Below are 23145 nucleotides of genomic sequence, written 5' to 3'. Positions count from 1 at the left end.
AACTATCGTATGAAAATAATTTTATAATAAAAATTCAGAAATTACTTGACATAGTAAATATTGTAATTATAATTAGTTTTAAACTATTTCGTTTATAAAAAATGAAACTTGGAGGGAATACAAGAATGGGGAAGATACGTAAAGGTCTAGCAATGGTTTTTCTAGCAAGTTTACTCGCACTTGCAGGATGTGGATCAAATAATGAAACGGCTTCAAATGGTAATGAATCTTCTAAAGAAGGAAATAGTAGTGAGAAGACATATAAAGTAGGAATTAGTCAATATGTTAATCATCCATCATTGGATGCGGCGACAGAAGGCTTTAAGCGAGCACTAGAAGAGGCGGGGTTAAAAGTAGACTATGATGAACAAAATGCTCAAGGAGATCCGAATAATGCGAAAACAGCAGCACAAAATCTTGTTAACGGTGGAGTGGATTTAATTTTTGCAAATGCGACACCGAGTGCACAAGCAGCTGCGAGTGCAACAAGTGATATACCTGTTATTTTTACTTCTGTAACCGATCCGATTGGTGCTGAATTAGTCCAGTCAATGGATTCACCTGGTGGAAATGTAACAGGTACGGCTGATATGCATCCAGAGTCAATTCCAAGTACGATAAAATTTATTGATGAACATACAGATGCAAAAACAGTTGGAACAATATATAACGCTGGAGAACAAAACTCAGTTAAACAAATCGATGAAATGAAAAAAGCTATTGCGAAAGCGGATTTAAAGCTAGTTGAGAAAGTTGTTGCCAATACATCTGAAGTAAAACAAGCGGCTGATTCTCTTGTTGGTACTGTTGATGTAATCTATATTGTGACAGATAATACAGTAGTCTCTGGATTAGAAGCGGCTATCCAAGTTGCACAAGATAATGATATTCCTCTATTTGTTGGGGAACTTGATTCTGTTAATCGTGGTGGTTTTGCTGCATATGGCTTTGACTACGGTGATATTGGTTATGAAGCTGGCCAGCTCGCTGTAAAAGTTCTAAAAGAAGGAAAGAAACCTAGTGAATTACCTGCACAATATCCACAACATTTAAAACTTGTCATTAATAAAAAGGCAGCAGCAGAAATGGGAATAGAATTAAAGCCTGAATGGGATGATATTGCAGAATATATTGAATAAAGGAAAACGGTAAAGCAAACTTATAATGTTAAGGAGTTCAGTTTATGTATACTGTACTCCTTATTTTTGTTCTAAGTCTCTTAACCGTACGAGTAAAGAGTTTATCGTAAACTTTCGTCACTTCATCATGACTCCATCTTTAAATGAAAAGGTCGAATAAGATTGCCGATTAAAGAAGGCTGTATATACTTTCAAAATGACAAATGAAACTTTTTTGTCGCAGCGTTCAAAAAAGCTTTCGCCAGGTTATATGTTTGGACGAACTGTCATAGCATATAGTAGCTAGGTTTTTGCATTTTGAGAACTTGTTTTATTGTAGGTGTTAAGTATCGCATTTTCCCTTGTGTCATTGAGCTCTAACGTTTCAGTAGTTGTCCTTAGAGCAATTTTCGCATTTTCAGTTGTCTTTTTTTAAGAAAATTGGAAGGAAATGGAATGATAAATAGATGAAGGGAGAAACTAATGATTAGGAAACGAACATTGGTTGGTGAAAAAAATTGAGAAAAAAAATCCTTATCACATTTTTACTAGGTTACGGTTTAGTTATTGCTTTTTTATATTACTATTTGTTTAAGTGGAATACGGGTTCAATTCCACAAGAAGCAGTTGGAACGGTTGTAGATCCTTCGACCTTCATGTCAAAAGAGGAACTTGCTTTATCAGAGCAATATTCCAACATACGTAATTTATTATTTTTTATTACGATTCCATATGAGTGGCTTTTTTACTTAATCATTCTTCTCTTAGGGATAGGGAAGACGTTTGAAAAATGGGCAGAGAAAACAGCGAGGAAGTGGCTATTCCAAAGTGCCATTTTCACCTTTTGTTTATCCGTACTATCCTATATTTTCTTTTTGCCACTTCGTTATATTTCATTTCATTTATCGAGGCAATACGGATTATCAAATGAAAACTTCCATTCATGGATGCGTGACGGCTTGATTGATTTTTGGCTTGATTGGTTGTTTTTATTTGTCATTGTAACGGTCCTTTACTGGCTGATGCGAAAAAAGGAGAAACGTTGGTGGCTGTATGCTTGGTACTTATCCATCCCATTTTCTATATTTATTATGTTTATCCAGCCTGTCATCATTGATCCGCTCTATAATGATTTTTATCCGTTAAAAAATAAGGAATTAGAAGAGAAAATTCTTTCCCTTGCTGATCAAGCGCATATTCCGGCAGAGCATGTTTATGAGGTGAATATGTCGGAAAAGACAAATACACTAAATGCTTATGTGACAGGAGTTGGTTCTAATTCACGAATTGTTTTATGGGATACAACGCTAAATCAGTTAGAAGAAGACGAAATACTTTTTATTATGGCGCATGAAATGGCACATTATGTAGAGAAACATATATATATTGGCATGATTGGGTATCTATTATTGACATTGGTCGGTTTATTTTTAATCGATAAAATATTATCCATATTAGTAAAGAAATACCAAGAAGCTTTTAGAATCACAGGAAAAAGCAATATTTCTTCGCTACCATTAATCTTATTGATCTTATCCGTTCTTTCGTTTGCTTCGAGCCCTCTCTCAAATGTAGTTTCTCGTTATCAAGAGGAACGGGCAGATCGTTATGCGATTGAAATGACAAAAGATGTTGATGCGGGAATTTCTACATTTCAAGAATTATCAAGAGCGGGACTTAGTCAAGTGAATCCACCACTTCTCGTTAAATGGTTTCGTTATGGGCATCCAACTTTAATGGAACGTATAGAAATGATACAAAGTTATGAGACTAAATTTGATAAAAATAAAAAGGAATGAATATATAGTTTTTTTGGGCTAATAGGAAAGGTTTAATTTTCTAATTTCTACTTTCCTTGTGTGTTTAAACGCATAAGGAAGGCTACGAGCATTCCATCAAAGCCGAAAAAAAGCTTTTTCGACGAACTCTAGTCTCTCGTTTCTCCTGAAGGCTCGGACGAACGAGTTTTCTTTATTTCAATGAATCGAATTGATAAATTGGGGCTAGAGAACTTTTTTAATTTATCTGATGGAGAAATATGGGGGAAATAAAGAAGTAGTTTTGACCCAGAAAAAAACTGCCTCTTAAGCAGTTGAAGAGAAATGCTTTTGGATTCCTTTTATTTACGCGTTTAATTGTTTTTCGATTTCTAATAATTCACTCGATAGTGTGAAAAATAACTTTTTATCATTATTATCAATAGCTTCATCGATTTTCTCTTTAATTGCCCTTTTTCTTTCTTTTAAAAGGGCTTCTTTAATTAATAAATCGATGTACACGGACTGAATAAACTTTTCACGCTGTGCATAATTCCCTTTAGCATATGCTTTCGTTAACTCTGCAAATGATTTCTCATTTTTCATGAACAGTCCTCCTTCCAAATGTTTTCTTCAGAATAGTCGGCCTACAAAAGATGGTTATTAGTAATATTATATTAGGGTACAATGAAAAACTCAACTAATTTTATTTAATTTTCCAAAAAAAGTTTTAAGAATAGATATTTAAATTTATTAAAATAATTTATAAATTATGCATGACTTTAACTGAATTTTATGATAAAATAGGTAATGACTTTGTAAAAAAAATAATGAAAGGAATGGAAAAATGTCGATAAAAGAACAAAAATTTCATTATGATGTTGTACTGGATGCCTCTTTTATGGCAATCATCCCGGTGCAATATGGAAGCAAGCTTTATTCGAAAGTTATAAGAATGGAAGGGGAGGAAGTTGTTCCGTTTACTCCTTTGGAAATCATTAAAAAAGGTTGTAAATTTTACGCTTCTAGCTATAATGGTCGTAAAGAGGGAACGAAGGAGTTAATTGGTGTTACTCATAAAGCCCCGATTGTCATTGATCCAATCCAAAATATTTATTTTTTTCCGACTGCATCTCCAAAGCAACATCATTGTCTATGGATTTCCTATAGTCATGTATCAACGTTTAAACGATTGGATCGTTATCATACAGAAGTTGTTTTTATTACAGGTGAATCAATTGAAGTACCTATTTCTTATTTATCCTTTGAAAAACAAATGTTACGGACAGCGTTATTAAGAACAAAAATCGACCCCCATTTTGTTCAGCAAGAACGTAGAAGACATTACTATTTTAATCATTTTGAATATGGTTTAGGTGCAATGGAAAGAGGTTACCCTTATGAACTACCCCCAGTTCATTCGTTTGGACAATCTCAGTTATCCACAAACCTTTTAAACAAGAAATAAGTAAGTAATTCCTCCACATAATTTCGAAGACGTGGATTAAAGTAACTATGATACTCTTCATATCCTTTATAAATAAATAAGTATGTTGTAAAGGTATCATCCCGTTTAAATTCTTGAACTCTCATCCCCTGTTTTTTTAATTCTTTTTTCACCTTATATAACTCGTTATGCACATAATTTAGTGTATGTTCAACTAATTCTAAATAAGGTTTTTGTAGCTTAAATGGACTCGATTTAATAACATGTAAGTCTTTTTCTAAAACTTTAATAACCATCGGATAATAAATTCCTTTCTCTAATAAATCCCTGCTATCGGAAGGAATCCGGGTCACATCTTCTCACCCCTTGACTAGAACCTACGTTCGCGTTATGGTATAGTTATCATATAAAATTTTATTTAAAAAAGCAACCATTCATCGAAATGAGGCTTTAAAAATAACTAGAAACCTCCCGTTCACCTAAAATAATTCTTGGTGTTATAATAAGTTTAGTTAATATTAGGCAAAATAATAAAGTCACGTAAAATATACTATAAGCGCTTATTTTGATGGATTATTTTATAAAATACACGAACACATATGTTATAATTTTAAAAAGTTACTAAATTGTTAATATTAGCCTATGACCAAGGGAGATTTTTTATGGACTTATCAAGCATACATGAATGGTTAACCCTAGAAAACTTTATGGAATTAATCCAAGATTACCGTTCTTTTGGACCAATTCCAGGAATTGTTTTGCCGATGATTGAGGCTTTTTTACCTTTTTTGCCATTATTCGTATTTATAACAGCTAATGCAAGTGCGTTCGGATTAGGTTGGGGATTTTTATTCTCTTGGATAGGTGCTTGTACCGGTGCGTTGCTCGTTTTTTCTATTATTCGAAAGTATGGGCAAAAGAAGTTCCTTGCTTTCTTGAAAAATCATAAGCAAGTAAAGCGTCTTGTTGATTGGGTGGATAGGCACGGCTTTGGACCGTTATTTTTATTAATTTGTTTTCCTTTTACACCTTCAGCCATTGTTAATATTGTTGCCGGACTATCGAGGTTAAGCATTTATCAGTATGGACTTGCTGTTCTTGCAGGGAAAATGGTTATGATTTTTAGTATTAGTTATATAGGCCATGATATCCCTTCCTTAATCCATAATCCGAAGAAAACAATTGTATTAGGCGTTATTATCGTCGTTTTATGGTATGTCGGAAAACGAGTCGAAACCCATCTAAATAAAAAAATTGATGGTGATACTTTATCAAAAATAGAAAAAAGGCAAAAAGCTGAGGAAAAGCAGTAAAGCAATTGTTAATGAACGATAGCCATAAGAAAGAGCAGGTGTTTTTACCGATGTCATTACGATTTGTCAGAGGTAGATCAGGTAGTGGAAAAACAACTTTTTTAATGAATGAAATGACAAATAAGCTGCAAACTGAGCCAGATGGGAATCCAATCATTTATATTGTTCCTGACCAAATGACATTCTTATCCGAATATAAATTGGCATCACAACCAGATTTGCAAGGAATGATTCGCCTTCAAGTATACAGTTTTTCACGATTGGCCTGGCGTGTTCTTCAAGAAACGGGCGGAATTACACGCCTTCATATAAGTTCTACTGGATTAAATATGTTAATTCGTAAAATTGTCAATGAAAATAAAGACCAACTAAAAGTGTTTAAACAAAGTGCAGATAAATTTGGTTTTATTGACCATTTGGAAAATATTGTATCAGAGTTTAAGCGATATTGTATTTCTCCAGAAGAATTGAAAAATGAGTGGAATGATATTAGAAGTCAAGCGACACTCCAAGCAAAAATTCATGATTTAGAACTTATTTACGAGCAATTTGAACAAGTCATTAAACAAAAATATTTAATTTCAGAGGATTACCTACCATTATTAGCAGAAAAAATGCCACAATCGACTTCGTTAAAAGATGCGGAAGTTTATATTGATGGGTTTCATAGTTTCACCCCACAAGAATATATGGTAATTGAACAATTACTAAGGACAGTCAAGCGGGTGACGATTGCGTTAAATGGAGAATGCTCTTTCCGTGATCGGTTGCCTTCTGAATTTCATTTGTTCCGTATGCCAGGAGAAGCGTATGCGTCATTATATGAAATTGCACAAGTGAACGGAATTGAAATAGAAGATGATATCGCACTCAACCAATCGGTTCGTTTTAAGCATCAGTCACTTGTTCATCTTGAAAAATATTATGAGCAATTACCTATAAAAACTTATGACGAAAAGGCAAATGTTCATTTTTGTGAAGCAACAAACGTAAGGACTGAAATCGAAGGTATAGGAAGAAAGATTATTGCGCTCGTTCGTGATGCGGGTTATCGATACAAAGATATAGCTATCCTTGTACGTAATAGTCAAAACTACCAAGAGCTATTTGAAACGATTTTTCATGATTATCAAATACCATATTATGTGGACCAAAAGCGACCAATGCTAAATCATCCGCTAATTGAACTCATTCGATCGACACTCGAAATTGTTACAGGATATTGGCGCTATGATCCAATTTTTCGTGCGGTAAAGACGGATTTACTCTTTCCACTAGATACCAATATTCACATAATGCGAGATAAAATGGATCGACTCGAAAATTATTGTCTTGCATTTGGAATTCAAGGGGATAAGTGGACGAAAAAAGAACGTTGGCATTACCGTAGAATTCGTGGATTAGACCACGATTTTCCGCAAACTGATGAAGAAAGAAAAATTGAACGGGAATTAAATGAATCTCGTCTGATTATTTCTGCTCCGATTAATCGGTTAGCTGTTCGATTGAAACAATCAAAAACCGGTCGTGATATGTGTACGGCATTATTTTTATTTTTAGAAGAACTGGATATTCCAGCTAAGTTAGAAAAGCTACAAATACAAGCGGAAGAGAAAGGTCAATTATTAAAAAGTCGGGAACATGGACAAGCATGGGATTCAATTATGCAATTATTAGATCAATATGTTGAAGTTTTAGGTGACCAGGAAGTGACCGTTAAACAATTTACAGAAATTGTCGAAGCGGGATTGGAATCACTTCACTTTTCCATAGTACCACCTGCAATTGATCAAGTAATTATAGCCGACTTAGAGTTATCAAGGCTTTCTGATGTAAAAATTGCCTTTGTGATTGGGCTTGTTGATGGTGTGATGCCAATGAAATTTCAAGATAACGGCATTTTCACAGATGAAGAAAGAGAAAATTTAATTACATCGGGCTTAACAATTGCTCCAACTAATAAAGACCGACTTCTGGATGAAGAATTTATTGCCTATAAAGCATTCACGACGCCATCTGAACAATTGTTTTTAAGTTATCCATTAGCTAACGAAGAAGGAAAAGCTTTAATACCATCACCATATATAAAGAGACTTGCCGAAATGTTTCCAGGTGGAGAATATTTATTATTTGGAAATGAGGCCAATGAAATTCCAGCAAACGAGCAAGTTCAATTACTTGTGAACTGGAATCAAGCACTCACGCATGTGACCTATCAATTACAATCTTATAAACGGCTTGAGCCAATTGAAGATCTCTGGTGGGATACGTATAACTTACTGATGGAAAGCGACATACGTGACCAAGCAAAACGCATCCTTTCAAGTTTATTTTATGAAAATAAAGCAACAAGTCTCTCGGAACAAACAGTAACAGAGTTGTATGGTACTGAACTGATTGGCAGTATTTCGAGAATGGAAATGTTTAATCGTTGTCCGTTTTCTCACTATTTATCTCACGGATTACATTTGCAAGAACGACAACTATATCGTCTCGACGCACCCGACATTGGGGAAATGTTCCATAGTGCCTTGAAATATATTGGTGATTTAGTAATAAAAGGAAATTTATCTTGGGGAAAGTTAACGAAAAAGCAAATTCAGTCTTTTGTTACGGAAGCAATTCAATATTTAGCTCCAAAATTACAAAATGAAATTTTATTAAGTACAAATCGTTATCAATATTTAAAGAGAAAACTAGAACGAGTTATTTTACGGGCTACAGAAGTCATTGAAGAACATGCAAAATCTAGTGCATTTGTTCCGTATCGAATGGAGCTTGCCTTCGGACCAAAGGGAGATTTGCCACCGGTACAGTTCGAATTAAAAAACGGGATGAAAATGCAGTTAGTCGGCCGTATTGACCGGGTGGATAAGGCGGAGACAGAAAAAGGAGTCTTTTTAAGAGTTATTGACTATAAATCTAGTAGTCGTGATTTAAATTTAAGTGAAGTATATTATGGTCTCTCACTACAAATGCTTACTTATCTTGACATTTTAATTCGTTATTCGGAAAAACTTGTTGGAAAGTCAGCTAATCCTGCCGGTGTTTTATATTTCCATATTCACAATCCGATGATTAAAAGTAAAAAAATATTAACACTTGATGAAATTGAGGAGCTTATTTTCAAAGACTTTAAAATGAAAGGATTGATTTTGTCTGATCCGGATGTTGTCCAAATGATGGATCAAACATTAGAGACAGGTGATTCAAAGATTATTTCAGCCGGACTGAAAAAAGATGGTACATTAAAGGCAACTTCCAAAGTAGCTACAGAAGAAGATTTTACACATTTACGCCAATATGTAGGAAAGGTTTTCGAGAAAACAGGAAATGAAATTGCAAGCGGTAATGTTGAAATCTCGCCTTATAAAATGAATGACAAGACCCCTTGTGCGTTCTGTCCATTTAAATCGGTATGTCAATTTGATTCTACGTTAAAGGAAAATAATTACCGAGTGCTACCTTCATTAAAACAGCAAGAAGCATTGGAACAGGTGAAGGAGGTCGTGAAACAATGAGAATACCGGAAAAACCAACAGATGCAATTTGGACCGATGACCAATGGAAAGCTATTCATGCAAAAGGGAGCGATATATTAGTCGCTGCAGCTGCGGGGTCGGGAAAGACAGCCGTTTTAGTTGAAAGAATTATTCAGCGTGTTCTGGATGATGTGAACCCTATCAATGTCGATGAACTTTTGGTTGCGACATTCACAAATGCTTCTGCTCAAGAAATGCGTCATCGGATTGGGGTTGCGCTAGAGAAAGAAATTGCTGCTAATCCCCACTCAGGGCATTTACGAAGACAATTAAACTTATTGAATCATGCAACCATCTCGACATTGCACTCATTCTGTCTAGAAGTAGTTCGGAAATATTACTACTTAATTGATATTGATCCTGGATTTCGAATTCTTGATGAAACAGAAGGTATGCTCCTTCGTGATGAAGCAATGGAGGCACTTTTAGAAGAGGAATATGGCAAAGAGGGGAATGAATCATTTTATCGCGTCGTTGATATGTTTACAAATGACCGAAGTGATGATGCTCTGCAAAATTTAATTTTTAAACTATACGATTTTTCTAAGGCAAATCCAAATCCAAACAAATGGCTTGATGAAGTAGTCGCAAACTATCGCGTAAAAGAAGGCCAAACGATTGAAGAACTACCATTCATCGAGCCGCTTTTATACGATATTCGTCTACAATTAGATGAGGCGAAACGTTTATTTGAACAAGGTCTCAAGTTAACGAAAGTTCCTGGGGGTCCATATAAACGTGCGGATAATTTTTTGAATGATTTAACAATAGTTGAAGCGATGCAGAAAGCAAAAAACGAGTCGTTCCAAGCACTTTATGATATGTTCCAAAACTACAAATTTACAACATTAAAACCGTGCAAGGGCGATGAATTTATTCGTGAATACGTAGAAGAATCGAAAAAGCTTCGTGATGAAGGAAAAGCAATTATTCAAAAACTGAAAGAAGAGTTGTTTTCAAGAAAGCCTGAAACGTATTTAAAAGATTTACAAGAAATGCAACAACCGGTTCAAGTGTTAGTTAATCTTGTAAAGTCATTTTCTATTAAATTTGATCAATTAAAAAAGGAAAGAGCGGTTGTTGATTTTTCCGACTTAGAACATGATGCGTTAAAAATTCTAGGACAAGTCGATGAACTTGGTAACATCGTACCATCAGAGGCAGCACAAGCTTACCAAAAGCAATTTAAAGAAGTTTATATCGACGAGTACCAAGATACGAACATGGTTCAGGAAACCATTCTGCAGTTAGTAAAACAGCCAACAGAGGCGAATGGGAATTTATTCATGGTTGGAGACGTGAAACAATCCATTTACCGATTTCGTTTAGCAGAACCAAATTTATTTTTACAAAAGTATTTGCGGTTCTCTCATGATGGTATAGATAACGGTTTACGCATTGATTTGGCACAAAATTTCCGAAGTAGAAAAGAAGTATTAGACGCGACTAACTTTTTATTTAAACAAATTATGGGGATGCGGGTCGGTGAAATTGAATATGATGAAGCTGCTGAATTGAAGAAAGGGGCAAGCTATCCTGAGAATCATCCATTCCCTGTTGAACTGACTATTCTTTATAAAGAGAATCGGGAGGGTGATTCAACCGAGTACCAAGATGAACAAGATGAGATTCAAGGGGAAACCAATGCGTTTACAAGTGAGGAATTGGAACAATCAGAAATGGAATCGCGCTTCGTTGCAAAACAAATTCGTGAATTAATGGATAGTGGAAAAGAAGTGTATGATACAAAGAAGAAAATGTATCGCCCAATTCAATATCGTGATATCGTTATATTATTCCGCTCGTTCGCATGGGCGCCACAGTTTATGGAGGCACTAAAGGACTATGGCATTCCTTCATATGCAGAAGTTTCTGGTGGTTATTTTGAAGCGGCAGAAGTTTCAACAATGCTTGCACTGTTAAAAGTAATTGATAATCCGTATCAAGATATTCCGTTAGTTGCACTTTTCCGTTCGCCTATTGTTGGGTTAAATGAAGAAGAATTAGCACGAATTCGCATTGAGGATCGAAAAGTAAATTTTTATACAGCATCAAGCAAGTTTCTTAAAAACAAAGCAAAAAATGAAATAGAAGAGCGAATCCAGAAAAAGTTATCTTTATTTTTTCATCAACTTGAAGACTGGCGCTCGTTAGCGAGACTAGGCTCTTTGTCAGAATTAATATGGCAACTATATCGTGATACGAACTTTTATGATTATGTTGGAGGATTACCTGGGGGCAGGCAACGTCAAGCAAATTTACGTGCTTTATATGACCGGGCAAGACAATATGAATCAACGTCATTTAGAGGGTTATTTCGGTTTTTACGTTTTATTGAACGGATGCAAGACCGTGGTGAAGATTTGGGTGTTGCAAGAAGTTTAGGTGAAAAGGAAGATGTTGTTCGGATAATGACAATCCATAGTAGTAAAGGGCTTGAATTTCCGATTGTTTTTATCGCAGGATTAGCAAGGAAATTTAATATGATGGATTTATATAAAAGTTATTTATTCGATAAAGAGTATGGTTTTGCAACGAATTATGTTAATCCAGAAAAACAAATTACGTATCCATCCTTATTTCATATGGCATTGAAACGAAAGAAACGATTAGAATTAGTCTCTGAGGAAATGCGTGTTCTTTACGTCGCATTAACTCGTGCAAAAGAAAAACTCTATTTAATCGCATCAACGAAAGATCGAGATAAACTAACGGAAAAATGGCAAAAACACTTGGATCATGAGGAATGGCTTTTAAATGATTTTGACCGAATAAAAAGTAATAGTTACTTAGATTGGATTGGGCCGGCTTTGATCCGCCATCGAGATAGTGATGAAGTACGATTAAATCCATTCATTGCTAATAGCAAAAAGCAAAAGGAAATTGCGAATCATCCATCTGAGTGGCAAATCCATTGGATACCAAGTCACGATATGGCCCAAACGGAAGAGGCAGTGGATACCCTTAACAATTATTTGGCGTATGTTAAAGAAGGGAATCTTGTCCCAATTGAATCAGAATATAAGAAGAAAATTAATAATCAATTGAGTTGGGAATACAGCTATAAGTTAGCGACGATTCATCGTAGTAAACAATCGGTCTCTGAAATTAAGCGACTAAAGGAAGTAAGAGATGAGTATAGCGGCGAGGACCTTATCCAATCATTTACTAAACCGATAACAGCAAGGCCAAAATTTCTACAGGAGCAAACATTGACTCCGGCAGAAAAGGGAACAGCGATGCATTTAGTGATGCAACATATTCATCTAGATGAGGGGATCCCGACGAAACAATCGCTTGAAAAACAAGTCTTCCTTATGCAAGAAAAAGAACTTTTGACTGAGGAAGAAGCAAAAATCATTGACATCGAGGAAATTGAGCAATTTTTCCATACGGATTTGGGTAGACGTTTACTTTCTGCTAATTGGGTGAAGCGGGAAGTTCCGTTTAGTTTCGTCGTACCGACAAGGGAAATATATAAAGATTGGCAGGATGGCGAGGATCCTGTGTTTATCCAAGGGATTATTGATTGCTTATTTAAAGACGATTCCGGGCTAGTGTTAATTGATTATAAAACAGACCAAATTACTGCAAGATTTAAAAATGGTTTTGTCGACGCACAGCCGATCTTATTGAATCGATATAAGACACAAATTGACTTGTATCGACGTGCAGTTGAAACAATTTTACACGAAAAAGTAACGAATGCTTATTTATTTTTCTTTGACGGCGGCTCTATTTTGCATGTTGAATAATATGAAAGGGACTGTCCGAAAAGGGATATCCCAAAAAATAAAATAATCAAGAAAGTTGATATATCAAGTTTTTGAAACATGAAAAGTGGACATCCAGAAATCAAAAATACGACTTACTGGATGTCCCCTTTCGCTAATAGGAAAGTATAAATTTTCCAATTTCTACTTTCCTAGTGCGCTTAAAGCGCAACTACGGCTCTTGATTGCCTGAAGGCTCTAGCGTCCCTGAGTTTTCTTTAATTATTTTGTGTAGCAGGTTGATCAATTAAATCAGGGTCGACGGAGTTTGTTGCGCTAAAACCGTTATTCGTTATCGTAAATCCGCCAACATTTCCAGATCCGGAGCCTTGGTTTTGCTTTGTTGTCGTTTTAGGTGCAATATTTAGTGTATCTCCAAAATTTACGACTCCGCCTCCAATATTAACAAGTTGGATTGAACCAATGATGGCTGGCATGATTACCATCCTTTAACTGTGAATTTATATCGAACATATTTTATTACTTATCGAAGTAAGTGGACTTTTGCTGAATAAAGTTAAACTATTTACAGTTACAGTATGAAATATTTCTGAAAAACGTTCCTATTTAAGAATGGGATTAAAAATACATAAGTAAGTAGTTGTTGAGAGATAACGTCTGCTTATAATCAATTAAATGGCTTTTAATAAAATCGGTATTAAATGGATATATTCTTTACTCTTTTATTATGTTGTTCTCAATCAAATATTCTTTCCCTTTTTCAATGTTTTCAGGTTCAGCCATAATTCTAATTTCTTTACGTCTATTCTCTAAAAATAGTCGATCATTACTGCCGATATGAATAATTGAAGAGCTTGAGACACCTATTACATTTACATTTTGAACATAGATTGAACCACAAAGATTTTCCTTTTTGTAGTAGAGCTGTTCGTAAATAGGTAATTGGACTAATGGAAGTGAAAAAACGACATAATCTTTTTCCTTATCATCGGCCTCTGTTCCAAAATATAATTCCTGATCACGTTTAGATGATAGGATGATGCTATAGGCATTAATTGTGTTACTATCACCAATTTGTAAATGAGATGAAAAAGTGATGATTTGTACATCTATCTTTTGAACTTGAGATAATCGTTTCAGCATGTTAACTCCGTGTTGCTAGAGGAACAAGAGGACCAATTAAAAATGAAGACATTGGCGTATCGTATGCACAAGCTAGTTGGATGGAGTTTGTATCTCCAACTAAAAAAATAGACGAACTTGCAATAGCAATAATGTTTACAGTTTCAGCCTGTAATTCATGGTTGACTACTTCCAGAATCATTTTGTTCCCCTCCCTTTTTTCCTTTTGATGGAAATTGTTTGAAAAATGAATAAATGGCTTGCTGAATATCTTGAATCAGATGTTGATATATAAACTTTTCTTCTTCTTCAACGGATATTTCTCGCCCTTGTTTGCCTAATTTTTGAGCATAAAATGCGAGGCGATCAGGTAGTTGTTTTCGAATGTCCTCTTTTATAAAGTTTATATAAGAATCATCGAGTTCAAATTGTTTTTCTTTTTTGACCGATTCAATGAAAGCTGGTAGTTCTTCATCTAAATAAGTATGAATCTTTTTCTGTAATTGAGTAAATTGATTCGCATTTGCTTTATTTGTTCCTCCACGGGAGATAGGTTGTGGAATCGATAGTTCATCCATCCCTTGTAAATCTTGTGGATTAAGCCCAATATTTAATGTGCCATCTAATCGCTCAATTTTTAACTGATCGAAATGATAATCGATCCGTTCGACATTAATCGGTGGTTGTTTTTCTAGTGTCTGAATTGCCTCAGATAATTCGCTGTTTTTCTTTTCCAGCTTAGCTAACTGCTCCTCTTGTTTTTTTAACTGTGCAGCAAGTTGATTTATAAACAGATATAAATCATTTTGCAAAAATATCACGTCCTTAAAACGGTAGTTGTGTTACGAAGAATCAATTTTTATCTTACACCACCTGCATGTAAGGGAATAGTAATCCCTTGAGATGAAGAAGTCGACGTAAAACCTTCATAGTCAAGTTCAGGAATTGGATTGACAAATCCACCCGTATTTGCAACATCTGTACGGGACTTAATGATGCCAGCAGTGCCAATTTGTAAAACAGAGGAATTCATGATACTATTTATCCTCAATATATTTATATGAATCGATTGTTGTACATATATGTTCATCTTATTCACCTTAGGTATTTATTTAAATAAGTGCTATACGTTAAAACTTAATGGTTGATCAATTGTATCGTGGTCAAATGTATTCGTATTGCTACGATGGTTATATACATAAAGCTGTTCCGCCGTATTAAATGAACCTGCACCTGCAAATGTTTTATTCATTGTGTAGGGAGATATTTGGTATACGTCACCTACATTAAAAACAGCACTTGAACCGAGTGAATTTACATTTATCATTCCAACGACAGCAGGCACCTCTCTCACTTCCTAACGTAGTTTCCCTTTATTTTATGTACATCGATTAAAAATGTGATTCAAATGCCTAATAAAGACACGGAAAATATAATTATAGTTACTTTTACATACGAATTATTACTCTTTGAAATCATGTTATGCTAATATGTTTATAGAATACGTTAATGGAGGTAAGAAAATGACACATTTACATATTACTACTTGGGTCATTGCAATTATTTTGTTTGTTATTGCAGCTGTTTTAACAAAAAATAAAAACGAAAAGCCAGCAAAGATTGTTTCAATGATTTTGCGTTTGTTCTACTTATTTATTATCGGGAGTGGAATCCAATTATACTTATCGGTTGATCCAACAATGGGATACCATATGAAGGCGTTACTTGGAATTTTAGTGATTGGATTAATGGAAATGGTATTAATGAGCCTGAAAAAAGGGAAAACACCAACAATCTATTGGGTTATTTGGTTTATTTTAGTCATTGTTACAATCTACTTGGGTCTAAAACTTCCACTCGGAATTTGGTTAAAATAGTTTCAAGAGGATCGTTTTTACATTACTATTTATGAATAGCAGGATCATACTAGGAGAATTGTCGTATTTTGACGATTCTTTTCTTTTTTTCGTTACAATCATGCTTAAATATGCTATTTTAATAGATAGATACATCGTTTAGTTTCTTTATTCGATAAAAAGCAGGTGAGAGCTGTGGCAAAAACATACAGTTTTGAGTACATAGATAAAAAGCAGCTTGATAATTTCATAACGGAAAACAGTTTACATACAGTTGAAAATATACTTATACAAATTTTTATTGGCAATGGTTCGATTGAAGAAATTAAGACAATCCAATTATATATAAACCAACGAATGCCACATGCAAATATAATTGGCTGTACAACGTCCGGGGAAATTATCAATGGTCAATTCTTATATGGAAAGACAATAATAAATTTTACTACGTTTCAACAAACACGAGTAGAAATTGGTTACTCACATCATTCAAAGCTATATCAAGAAGTGGACACAGAAGTGGACACACAAGATTTAAAAACAATCATTGCTTACTCAACGAATTCTTCACTTCAATTTGATTATCATTTTAGAAAAGATATGTATAGTGAAGATGTTGTTATTGCAGATGGATGTGCCTCGAACTCGAAATATAAAGAGGTTTATGTATTTACGAATCATAATATAATCGATAATGGTGCTGTATATGCAAAATTATATAGCAAAGATTTGTCTACTTACATATATCGAAGTATTGAATGGAAAAAAATTGGAATCCCAATGAGTGTAACTAAAGCGGATCAAAATAAAATTTATTCGATTAATAATGAGATTCCAATAAAGTTTCTCGAAAAGTATTTTGGAAAATATTTTATTGACCAGTTGCCTCATTCTGGACATGATTTACCTCTATTATTTTCAACTAAAGAAGAGGAAGCTACTTATATTCAAGATGTTCTTCAAGATGGAACGATTTGCATAAGTTCAAATATAAAAACGGGTGATGAATTTACAATCGCTTATTTTGACCTTGCACACATCATAGATAAAAGTTTGAAACAATTAAATACATTTGCCAAACGACCAGTTGATACAATTTTTGCATTTACAAGTTCAGCGAGAATGAGTTTATTTGACTCACTTACAAAACAAGAACTGACTCATCTCCAACGAATAGCCCCAACAGCGGGAATCGTCACTGAAGGTGAGTTAGTGCAAAGGAAAAATATAAAGTACAATTCAAGCTTTACAGTAACTGCTTTATTAATATCAGAAAATCTGCAAGCAAATCCGAAAAATAACCTAGACTTTCAATACCAGCTAACAAGTGAAATGAAATCGCGCATGTATTTAACAAGTTTAGTAGCAATGACGACAGATTATATCCAAAATTTATCAGAGGAATTAAATAAGAAAAGGTTTCTCATTTCCTATGACAAAGATACTGCGTTACCTAATCGGTTGAAAATTACTGAAACTGTTGATCAACTTATTGCAAATGCTGCAGAAAATGAGCGATTTGCAGTTGCATTTATCGATATTGATCGTTTTAAGTTAATTAATGATAGTTTTGGTCATTATGTTGGCGATATTATTATTGTTGAAATTGCAAATCGGATAAAAAAACATCTTAATCACAATATTTTTATTGGCCGTTTTGCCGGTGACAAATTCACGTTAATTTTAGGAGAAGAGTACAGTACGGAAGAAATTCTCATGCTTGCGACCAACATTTTAAGTACAATCCAGGAACCGTTACAATATGAGTCACAAGAATTCGTACTTTCAGCAAGTATCGGTGTAAGCTTTTACCCTGAGGACGGAGTTGATACGCAAACCATTTTAAAAAATGCGGACACAGCAATGAACCGTGCAAAAAAATATGGTGGCAATCAAACGGTCTTTTTTGCAAGTGAAATGAATGAACAAATCAAGTATAAGTTTGAATTAGAAAATTATTTACGCCGTGCGATTGAAAAAGAAGAGCTGTTCTTATTATATCAACCTGTCGTTGACTTACATACTGGTAAGATTATCGGGAGTGAGGCATTACTTCGCTGGAATCACCCGATACACGGTTTAATACCACCATTGGAATTTATTCCGATTGCCGAAGAAACAGGACTTATTCACGATATAGGAAAATGGGTACTCATGGAAGGTTGTAGACAAAATAAAGAATGGAATGAGAAGGGATATGATGTATTTATTTCCATAAATGTTTCTGTACAACAATTTCTTGATCCATCCTTTTTACATGAGTTGCATGAGGTGTTAACAACAACCCAAATGGATCCAAGTCTACTCCATTTAGAATTAACCGAAAGTGGAATGATTGATAATGTGCAAAAATCAATAGAGATTATGAATACGATTCAACAATTAGGTGTTAAAGTTTCAATTGATGATTTTGGAACAGGGTATTCGTCTCTTAGCTATTTAAGAAATTTACCAATTAATACGTTAAAAATTGATCGGTCATTTATTAATAACTTTCGCTCCGAATCTGCAGACTATTCGATTGTTAAAGCGATTATTACAATGGGAAATGGACTTTCTGTTAATGTCGTCGCAGAGGGTGTTGAAACTTTTGATCAATTAGTGGAGTTGAAAGAATTAAAATGTGATTTTGCACAAGGTTACTATATTGAAAAACCTGTTTCACCAACAAATTTTATTAAATTAATTAATAGCAATAAACATCCAATTGTATAAATATTAAAAAGGAGCTGCTACTTAAGACAGCTCCTTTTACGGTTAATAGGAAAGTATAAATTTTCCAATTTCAACTTTAAACTTTCTACTTACCTCTATGCATAAGCGTACAAGGAAAGTTCTAATAGCATGACATCAAGGCCGAAAAAACTCTCTTACTTATCAAGCGAACTCTAGTCTCTCGTTTCGCTAAAGCTTGTGCGTCTTTCTTTCTTTATTTTTTGTATGGTCGTTGTAAAGCTTGGAGTACAACCCGTTTTCCGGTATTTAACGTAAATTCAAAACGGTCATTTTTTCTATCTTCATCATATTGAAAATGATGATGAACACTGCAAAGGTGTAAAGTATTATCGAACATAAGAAAATTAACACCTTCTTTTTCCTTAGATACTAAAAAAGAAAGGTAATTGTGACAAAATGTACTGTCAAATATTGAAAATCCAAGCTCGTTTAGCTTCTGAATAAATTGATAATATGCTTCGTCATTTAGTTCATCTAACCATGTTTGAAAACTAATTGTGAATGTTTTGCGTATCCTTACCTCATCTTCATCTTGTAACGGAAATTGTTTATTATCATATTGCATTACGTAATTTTCTGTTAAAATACCGGTTTGCCATCGGTTGAGTCGTTTTACTTGGATTTCCTTATAAATGAACTCATCAAGTGGATACGCTTCTTCTGTTTCTAAATCAATGAGAATCCATTCCTCATTAAATTTTTCGACAACTCCATTAAAATAGGCACGCTCTTGTTTTTCAATTATATTATATCGGTCTAATTTCATTTGTTTCCTCCACAAGATGTCGTACTTTAATTTAAGCAACTTCACTATCATTTATTAGCAAAGAAAAAAACTTTTATACACGAAAAGTGAAAGACTTTTATAAAGCTATTTATTCATGAACAAATTTCTTTTATCATTTATGTATTTTGTTAGAAAGAACCATTCGCTCTCATACCTCATCTTGCTATCTCGAAATATTTGAATGTAAAAATAATCACTATTATAAATTTACCGACTTTTAGCATTGACCAAACTTCTTCTTTAATTGTAAGCTAAAATTGTTACAATAAAAGGGGGAGAAATATATTGATAAAACTTTTATACATATGTTTATCTAGTGCTTTATTACTTTTTATACTAACACCTAGTAGCATGGAAGCAGCGGTAGATACAAAACGTCAATGGCAAGATGAAAGCGTTTATTATCTTTTAGTTGATCGTTTTTTTAATGGTGATTATCATAATGACTATTTCATAAATACGAAAGAACATGATGCTTATCACGGTGGAGACTTTCAAGGGATGATGACAAAGCTCGATTATATTCATAATATGGGCTTTACTACTATACGACTAGATGTTATTTTTGATCAAGAACGATATAGTCCATCTGGTCAATTTTTAGTCGATCCTTACACAATAGAAGAACATTATGGGAATTTAAAGACATTTAAGCAACTTGTCAAAAAAGCCCATGAGCGAGATATGAAAGTGATGATTGATTTCCCAATCGCCACATTACAAGGTATGTCTGAAAATGACATGATTATGCTAGCAAACTGGTGGAAGGATCAGACCGGTATTGACGGATATTTTCTACCCAATTTGGATAAAACCCCTCAAAATTTTTTGGAACGTTTTATTAGCGAACTGAAATATACAAGTGAAGTGTTTTATCTTGTTGGTGAAGTAGAACAGGCGGATATAAAGGAGATCGAAAACTATGAAAATATGGGTCTTACTAGTATAATCATTTCCACTTCATCAGATGAATTAAGAAATATTTTTCAATCACCAAATCATTTGCTTGAGGCTGTATTAAGTAGATTCGTAGATCAGAAATCCTATTATGTTACAAAAAACATTGATCGTCCCGGGAAGGCCCGATTTACGAATCATATCGTTCAATCAAATCAATTTCCTGGTGACAGGTGGAAGCCGGCACTTTCACTTCTCTATACAACTCCAGGTGTTCCAATGATTTATTACGGTTCTGAAATAGCATTAATTGGTGGTGGAGTCGATAATGACGAGCAAATGTTAGAATTTCGAGCAGACCAAGAACTTATTGAATTTATTGAAAAACTAGGGAAAGCTCGAAATCAATATCGCTCTTTAACAAGAGGTGACTACCAAATCATTTTTGAGCAAGAAGGGATTGCTGTATATACGAGATCGTATCTCGGTGAAAAAACAGTTATAGCAATCAATAATACCTCAAAACATCAAACGATTGAGATTCCAGCTACTGACATTGGTACAAATAAACAATTACTTAGTCTTATCGAAGGTGGACTTATTAAAGAACAAAATGGAACTTATTTTATTCCATTAAATGAAGAACAAAGTGACATTTACATCGTTAGAGATGATTATGGTTTAAACATTTACAATATCCTAATTATGATTGCTGTACCTGTAAGTTTTTTAATTTTATTTTATGCGATTTGGAAAAAAGGTAGGAAGAAGAGAGTGTAAGTCATGATCATGCAATTTTCAACTTCCAATTATAAATTATGAAGAAAATTTGTAAAGTTGTAGGCCTTGTATGAAATCGGGCAAAGGTTAGTGATAATTGATGAAAGTATACTGCGAACAATTTCGGTGGTAAAGATTGGATTTTTTGGATTAGGAGGAAATGAATATGACGGTAACAATAAAAGATGTTGCAAAAGCAGCAAATGTAGCTCCATCCACCGTTTCAAGAGTAATTGCTAATAGCCCTAGAATTAGTGAGGAAACGAAGAAGCGTGTGAAGAAAGTAATGGATGATCTTGGCTATCATCCTAATTTAAACGCGAGAAGTTTAGTCAGTCAATCAAGTCAAACAATTGGTATCGTTTTACCTAGTGCAGGTAACATTGTGTTTCAAAACCCATTTTTTTCAGAAGTCCTTCGAAGTATTAGTGAAGGTGTTCATCATCGACATTATGCTCTCCAATTAACAACTGGCAATACTGAAAACGAAATATACGAGGATGTAATTCGTATGGTACAAGGGCGGCGCGTAGATGGCTTAATCCTCCTTTATTCAAAAGTAGATGATCAAGTTAGTGCCTATTTGGAAAAAATCGGTTTTCCTTTTGTGCTGGTTGGTAAGCCTTATAGAAACATAAATACAATTACTCATGTCGATAACGATAATATTTTAGCTGCAAAAGATGCAACAGAATATTTATTAAAATTAGGCCATAGGGATATCGGTTTTATCGGTGGTAGTAAAAACCTAATGGTAACAAACGATCGTTTAGAAGGTTACAAACAAGCTTTAAAAGAGATGAATCTATCAATTCGAGAAGAGTATATTGTTCATGGAGAATTTCTTCTAGAAGATGGTCAAGAAGCGGTTAAAAATTTATTAGCGCTAAAGACTCCACCAAGTGCTCTTCTTGTCGTGGACGACCTTATGTCTGTTGGTGTACTTAGAGCAATTTATGATATGAAACTAAATGTCCCTGATGATCTATCTATTATTAGTTTTAATAATGCATTATTTGCAGAGCTGTCGACACCTCCGCTAACATCTGTTGATATAAATATTTTCGCATTAGGTATGGAATCGGTCAAATCGTTAATTGATAAAATTGAAAATCCAAATGAACCAATAAAACGAATTATTATTCCACACCAAATAATCGAGCGACATTCCTGTAATCAGATTTTTGTAAAAGTATAATTAGACAAACGAGTATACTTCAGGGCAATCTATTATAATTTTAAAAGACTGCACCAAAAATAGATGCAGTCTTTTATATAATCGAATTAGCGATAATTGACAAATTGCACGTCAATGGGTAAGTCAGCTTCACGAATTACAGCAATTACTTTTTGTAAATCATCTCGACTTTTTCCAGTTACGCGAATTTGGTCATCCTGAATTTGACTTTTTACTTTTAGACCCGAATTTTTAATAAGGGTATTAATCTTCTTCGCATTTTCCTTATCGATTCCTTGAACAAGTTTTGCACGTTGACGAACATTCCCACTAAATGCGCTTTCCAATTTTCCATATTGAAGGTTTTTTATTGGAACATTTCGTTTGATTAATTTTCCTAATAGTACGTCTTTCAGTTGTGACATTTTAAACTCATCATCGGAAATTAAAACAAGTTCGTCGCCTTCTACTTTTACATCGCTACTACTACCTTTAAAATCATAGCGATTCTGAATTTCTTTCATTGTTAAATGAATTGCGTTTGTTACCTCTTGCATGTCGACATTTGAAACAATATCAAAAGAGCTCTCTTTAGCCACAAAAGTTTCCTCCGTTCCATGTTGTATTTCCTACATTATAGGGAAAAACTTGGAAAACGGCAAGTGTTTGTAGTCTAAGTTTACTCAGGGAGCTCATTTAAAACTTGTCATCTAGTTTTATTTTCAAATTATAGGTGGTCTGTCTTTTTTGAATATTGATGTTTACCAGCCTTGCGATTTATTTCTTTTCGTTCGTTTTTCTTTTCACGCACTGCTTGATGGTCAACAGGCTTTTTATCATCATCAGCTGTTCTTGACATATGGCACACCCCTTTAAAAG

Annotated in this window: 21 protein-coding genes; 10 read left to right on the top strand and 11 right to left on the bottom strand. The window is 34.2% G+C overall.

The features are described 5' to 3' along the window. The first annotated feature begins 125 nt into the window (after positions 1–125). Positions 126–1139 (top strand): ABC transporter substrate-binding protein, encoded by a 1014-nt coding sequence (locus BN2144_RS17830; protein ID WP_033829568.1) that lies wholly within the window; start codon positions 126–128, stop codon positions 1137–1139. Between the two features lie 497 nt (positions 1140–1636). Next, complete coding sequence (locus BN2144_RS17825; RefSeq protein ID WP_033829567.1) at positions 1637–2917, top strand: M48 family metallopeptidase; 1281 nt, start codon at positions 1637–1639, stop codon at positions 2915–2917. A gap of 324 nt (positions 2918–3241) precedes the next feature. Here the strand turns inward: BN2144_RS17825 and BN2144_RS17820 are convergent, their stop codons facing one another. Beyond that, on the bottom strand, positions 3242–3481 hold the full coding sequence (locus tag BN2144_RS17820; protein WP_033829566.1) for an IDEAL domain-containing protein: 240 nt from the start codon (positions 3479–3481) through the stop codon (positions 3242–3244). Between the two features lie 241 nt (positions 3482–3722). On the opposite strand from BN2144_RS17820, the gene BN2144_RS17815 reads away from it, so the two are divergent. Beyond that, positions 3723–4343 carry a competence protein ComK gene (locus BN2144_RS17815; RefSeq protein WP_050632358.1) on the top strand — a complete coding sequence of 207 codons (621 nt, stop codon included), beginning with the start codon at positions 3723–3725 and terminating at the stop codon, positions 4341–4343. Here BN2144_RS17815 and BN2144_RS17810 read toward each other — a convergent pair. Continuing rightward, positions 4310–4675, bottom strand: a complete 366-nt coding sequence (locus BN2144_RS17810; protein ID WP_033829565.1) for a YhjD family protein — start codon at positions 4673–4675, stop codon at positions 4310–4312. The two genes, BN2144_RS17815 and BN2144_RS17810, sit on opposite strands and share 34 nt — an antisense overlap. A 309-nt stretch (positions 4676–4984) precedes the next feature. On the opposite strand from BN2144_RS17810, the gene BN2144_RS17805 reads away from it, so the two are divergent. Genes BN2144_RS17805 through addA form a run of 3 tightly spaced genes read left to right on the top strand, consistent with a single transcriptional unit; the run spans position 4985 to position 12932 of the window. After that, positions 4985–5635, top strand: a complete 651-nt coding sequence (locus BN2144_RS17805) for a TVP38/TMEM64 family protein (protein ID WP_033829564.1) — start codon at positions 4985–4987, stop codon at positions 5633–5635. A 50-nt stretch (positions 5636–5685) separates the two neighbouring features. Next, complete coding sequence (gene addB / locus BN2144_RS17800; protein WP_033829563.1) at positions 5686–9156, top strand: helicase-exonuclease AddAB subunit AddB; 3471 nt, start codon at positions 5686–5688, stop codon at positions 9154–9156. Continuing rightward, positions 9153–12932, top strand: coding sequence for a helicase-exonuclease AddAB subunit AddA (gene addA, locus BN2144_RS17795; RefSeq protein ID WP_033829562.1), 3780 nt, complete (start codon positions 9153–9155; stop codon positions 12930–12932). The genes addB and addA overlap by 4 nt, the downstream gene beginning before the upstream one ends. Before the next feature lie 236 nt (positions 12933–13168). On the opposite strand, the gene BN2144_RS17790 is transcribed toward addA, so the two are convergent. The 6 genes from BN2144_RS17790 to BN2144_RS17765 all read right to left on the bottom strand — a co-directional run bounded on the left by BN2144_RS17790 (position 13169) and on the right by BN2144_RS17765 (position 15378). Beyond that, positions 13169–13387: a spore germination protein gene (locus tag BN2144_RS17790; protein WP_033829561.1), complete on the bottom strand. Its 219-nt coding sequence runs from the start codon at positions 13385–13387 to the stop codon at positions 13169–13171. Between the two features lie 238 nt (positions 13388–13625). Then, complete coding sequence (locus BN2144_RS17785; RefSeq protein ID WP_033829560.1) at positions 13626–14054, bottom strand: spore germination protein GerPE; 429 nt, start codon at positions 14052–14054, stop codon at positions 13626–13628. A gap of 1 nt (position 14055) precedes the next feature. Then, on the bottom strand, positions 14056–14235 hold the full coding sequence (locus BN2144_RS17780) for a hypothetical protein (RefSeq protein ID WP_033829559.1): 180 nt from the start codon (positions 14233–14235) through the stop codon (positions 14056–14058). After that, positions 14210–14845 carry a spore germination protein GerPC gene (gerPC, locus tag BN2144_RS17775; protein ID WP_033829558.1) on the bottom strand — a complete coding sequence of 212 codons (636 nt, stop codon included), beginning with the start codon at positions 14843–14845 and terminating at the stop codon, positions 14210–14212. The genes BN2144_RS17780 and gerPC overlap by 26 nt, the downstream gene beginning before the upstream one ends. 47 nt (positions 14846–14892) lie before the next feature. Continuing rightward, positions 14893–15123 carry a spore germination protein GerPB gene (locus BN2144_RS17770; RefSeq protein WP_033829557.1) on the bottom strand — a complete coding sequence of 77 codons (231 nt, stop codon included), beginning with the start codon at positions 15121–15123 and terminating at the stop codon, positions 14893–14895. A 33-nt stretch (positions 15124–15156) separates the two neighbouring features. Continuing rightward, positions 15157–15378 carry a spore germination protein gene (locus BN2144_RS17765; protein ID WP_033829556.1) on the bottom strand — a complete coding sequence of 74 codons (222 nt, stop codon included), beginning with the start codon at positions 15376–15378 and terminating at the stop codon, positions 15157–15159. A 178-nt stretch (positions 15379–15556) separates the two neighbouring features. Here BN2144_RS17765 and BN2144_RS17760 point away from each other — a divergent pair, with 178 nt between their 5' ends. Then, positions 15557–15910 (top strand): YisL family protein, encoded by a 354-nt coding sequence (locus BN2144_RS17760; protein WP_033829555.1) that lies wholly within the window; start codon positions 15557–15559, stop codon positions 15908–15910. Positions 15911–16084: 174 nt separating this feature from the next. Next, complete coding sequence (locus BN2144_RS17755) at positions 16085–18604, top strand: EAL domain-containing protein (protein ID WP_050632357.1); 2520 nt, start codon at positions 16085–16087, stop codon at positions 18602–18604. A gap of 214 nt (positions 18605–18818) precedes the next feature. Here the strand turns inward: BN2144_RS17755 and BN2144_RS17750 are convergent, their stop codons facing one another. After that, positions 18819–19391: a DUF2777 family protein gene (locus tag BN2144_RS17750; protein ID WP_033829554.1), complete on the bottom strand. Its 573-nt coding sequence runs from the start codon at positions 19389–19391 to the stop codon at positions 18819–18821. Between the two features lie 306 nt (positions 19392–19697). Between BN2144_RS17750 and BN2144_RS17745 the strand changes: the two genes are divergently transcribed. Together BN2144_RS17745 and BN2144_RS17740 are read left to right on the top strand one after the other, a co-directional pair. After that, a complete protein-coding gene (locus tag BN2144_RS17745; protein WP_033829553.1) occupies positions 19698–21089 on the top strand; it encodes an alpha-amylase family glycosyl hydrolase in 1392 nt (463 codons plus the stop codon). A gap of 166 nt (positions 21090–21255) precedes the next feature. Continuing rightward, positions 21256–22287 (top strand): LacI family DNA-binding transcriptional regulator, encoded by a 1032-nt coding sequence (locus BN2144_RS17740; RefSeq protein ID WP_033829552.1) that lies wholly within the window; start codon positions 21256–21258, stop codon positions 22285–22287. Positions 22288–22373: 86 nt separating this feature from the next. Here the strand turns inward: BN2144_RS17740 and BN2144_RS17735 are convergent, their stop codons facing one another. Both BN2144_RS17735 and BN2144_RS19365 read right to left on the bottom strand, forming a co-directional pair. Further along, a complete protein-coding gene (locus BN2144_RS17735) occupies positions 22374–22865 on the bottom strand; it encodes a YajQ family cyclic di-GMP-binding protein (RefSeq protein WP_033829551.1) in 492 nt (163 codons plus the stop codon). Between the two features lie 128 nt (positions 22866–22993). Then, positions 22994–23125 carry a DUF3941 domain-containing protein gene (locus BN2144_RS19365; protein ID WP_075047856.1) on the bottom strand — a complete coding sequence of 44 codons (132 nt, stop codon included), beginning with the start codon at positions 23123–23125 and terminating at the stop codon, positions 22994–22996. Between the last annotated feature and the right edge of the window lie 20 nt (positions 23126–23145).

This window comes from Bacillus andreraoultii (assembly GCF_001244735.1).
Taxonomy (GTDB): domain Bacteria; phylum Bacillota; class Bacilli; order Bacillales; family Caldibacillaceae; genus Caldifermentibacillus; species Caldifermentibacillus andreraoultii.
This window is presented reverse-complemented; position numbering and strand designations above follow the sequence as displayed.

Excerpts from the sequence above, each read along its gene's own strand:
- BN2144_RS17830 (WP_033829568.1), top strand. The coding sequence starts at position 126 with ATGGGGAAGATACGTAAAGGTCTAGCAATGGTTTTTCTAGCAAGTTTA.
- BN2144_RS17820 (WP_033829566.1), bottom strand. The coding sequence starts at position 3,481 with ATGAAAAATGAGAAATCATTTGCAGAGTTAACGAAAGCATATGCTAAA.
- BN2144_RS17815 (WP_050632358.1), top strand. The coding sequence starts at position 3,723 with ATGTCGATAAAAGAACAAAAATTTCATTATGATGTTGTACTGGATGCC.
- BN2144_RS17805 (WP_033829564.1), top strand. The coding sequence starts at position 4,985 with ATGGACTTATCAAGCATACATGAATGGTTAACCCTAGAAAACTTTATG.
- addB (WP_033829563.1), top strand. The coding sequence starts at position 5,686 with ATGTCATTACGATTTGTCAGAGGTAGATCAGGTAGTGGAAAAACAACT.
- addA (WP_033829562.1), top strand. The coding sequence starts at position 9,153 with ATGAGAATACCGGAAAAACCAACAGATGCAATTTGGACCGATGACCAA.
- BN2144_RS17790 (WP_033829561.1), bottom strand. The coding sequence starts at position 13,387 with ATGCCAGCCATCATTGGTTCAATCCAACTTGTTAATATTGGAGGCGGA.
- BN2144_RS17785 (WP_033829560.1), bottom strand. The coding sequence starts at position 14,054 with ATGCTGAAACGATTATCTCAAGTTCAAAAGATAGATGTACAAATCATC.
- BN2144_RS17780 (WP_033829559.1), bottom strand. The coding sequence starts at position 14,235 with ATGATTCTGGAAGTAGTCAACCATGAATTACAGGCTGAAACTGTAAAC.
- BN2144_RS17770 (WP_033829557.1), bottom strand. The coding sequence starts at position 15,123 with ATGAACATATATGTACAACAATCGATTCATATAAATATATTGAGGATA.
- BN2144_RS17760 (WP_033829555.1), top strand. The coding sequence starts at position 15,557 with ATGACACATTTACATATTACTACTTGGGTCATTGCAATTATTTTGTTT.
- BN2144_RS17750 (WP_033829554.1), bottom strand. The coding sequence starts at position 19,391 with ATGAAATTAGACCGATATAATATAATTGAAAAACAAGAGCGTGCCTAT.
- BN2144_RS17740 (WP_033829552.1), top strand. The coding sequence starts at position 21,256 with ATGACGGTAACAATAAAAGATGTTGCAAAAGCAGCAAATGTAGCTCCA.
- BN2144_RS19365 (WP_075047856.1), bottom strand. The coding sequence starts at position 23,125 with ATGTCAAGAACAGCTGATGATGATAAAAAGCCTGTTGACCATCAAGCA.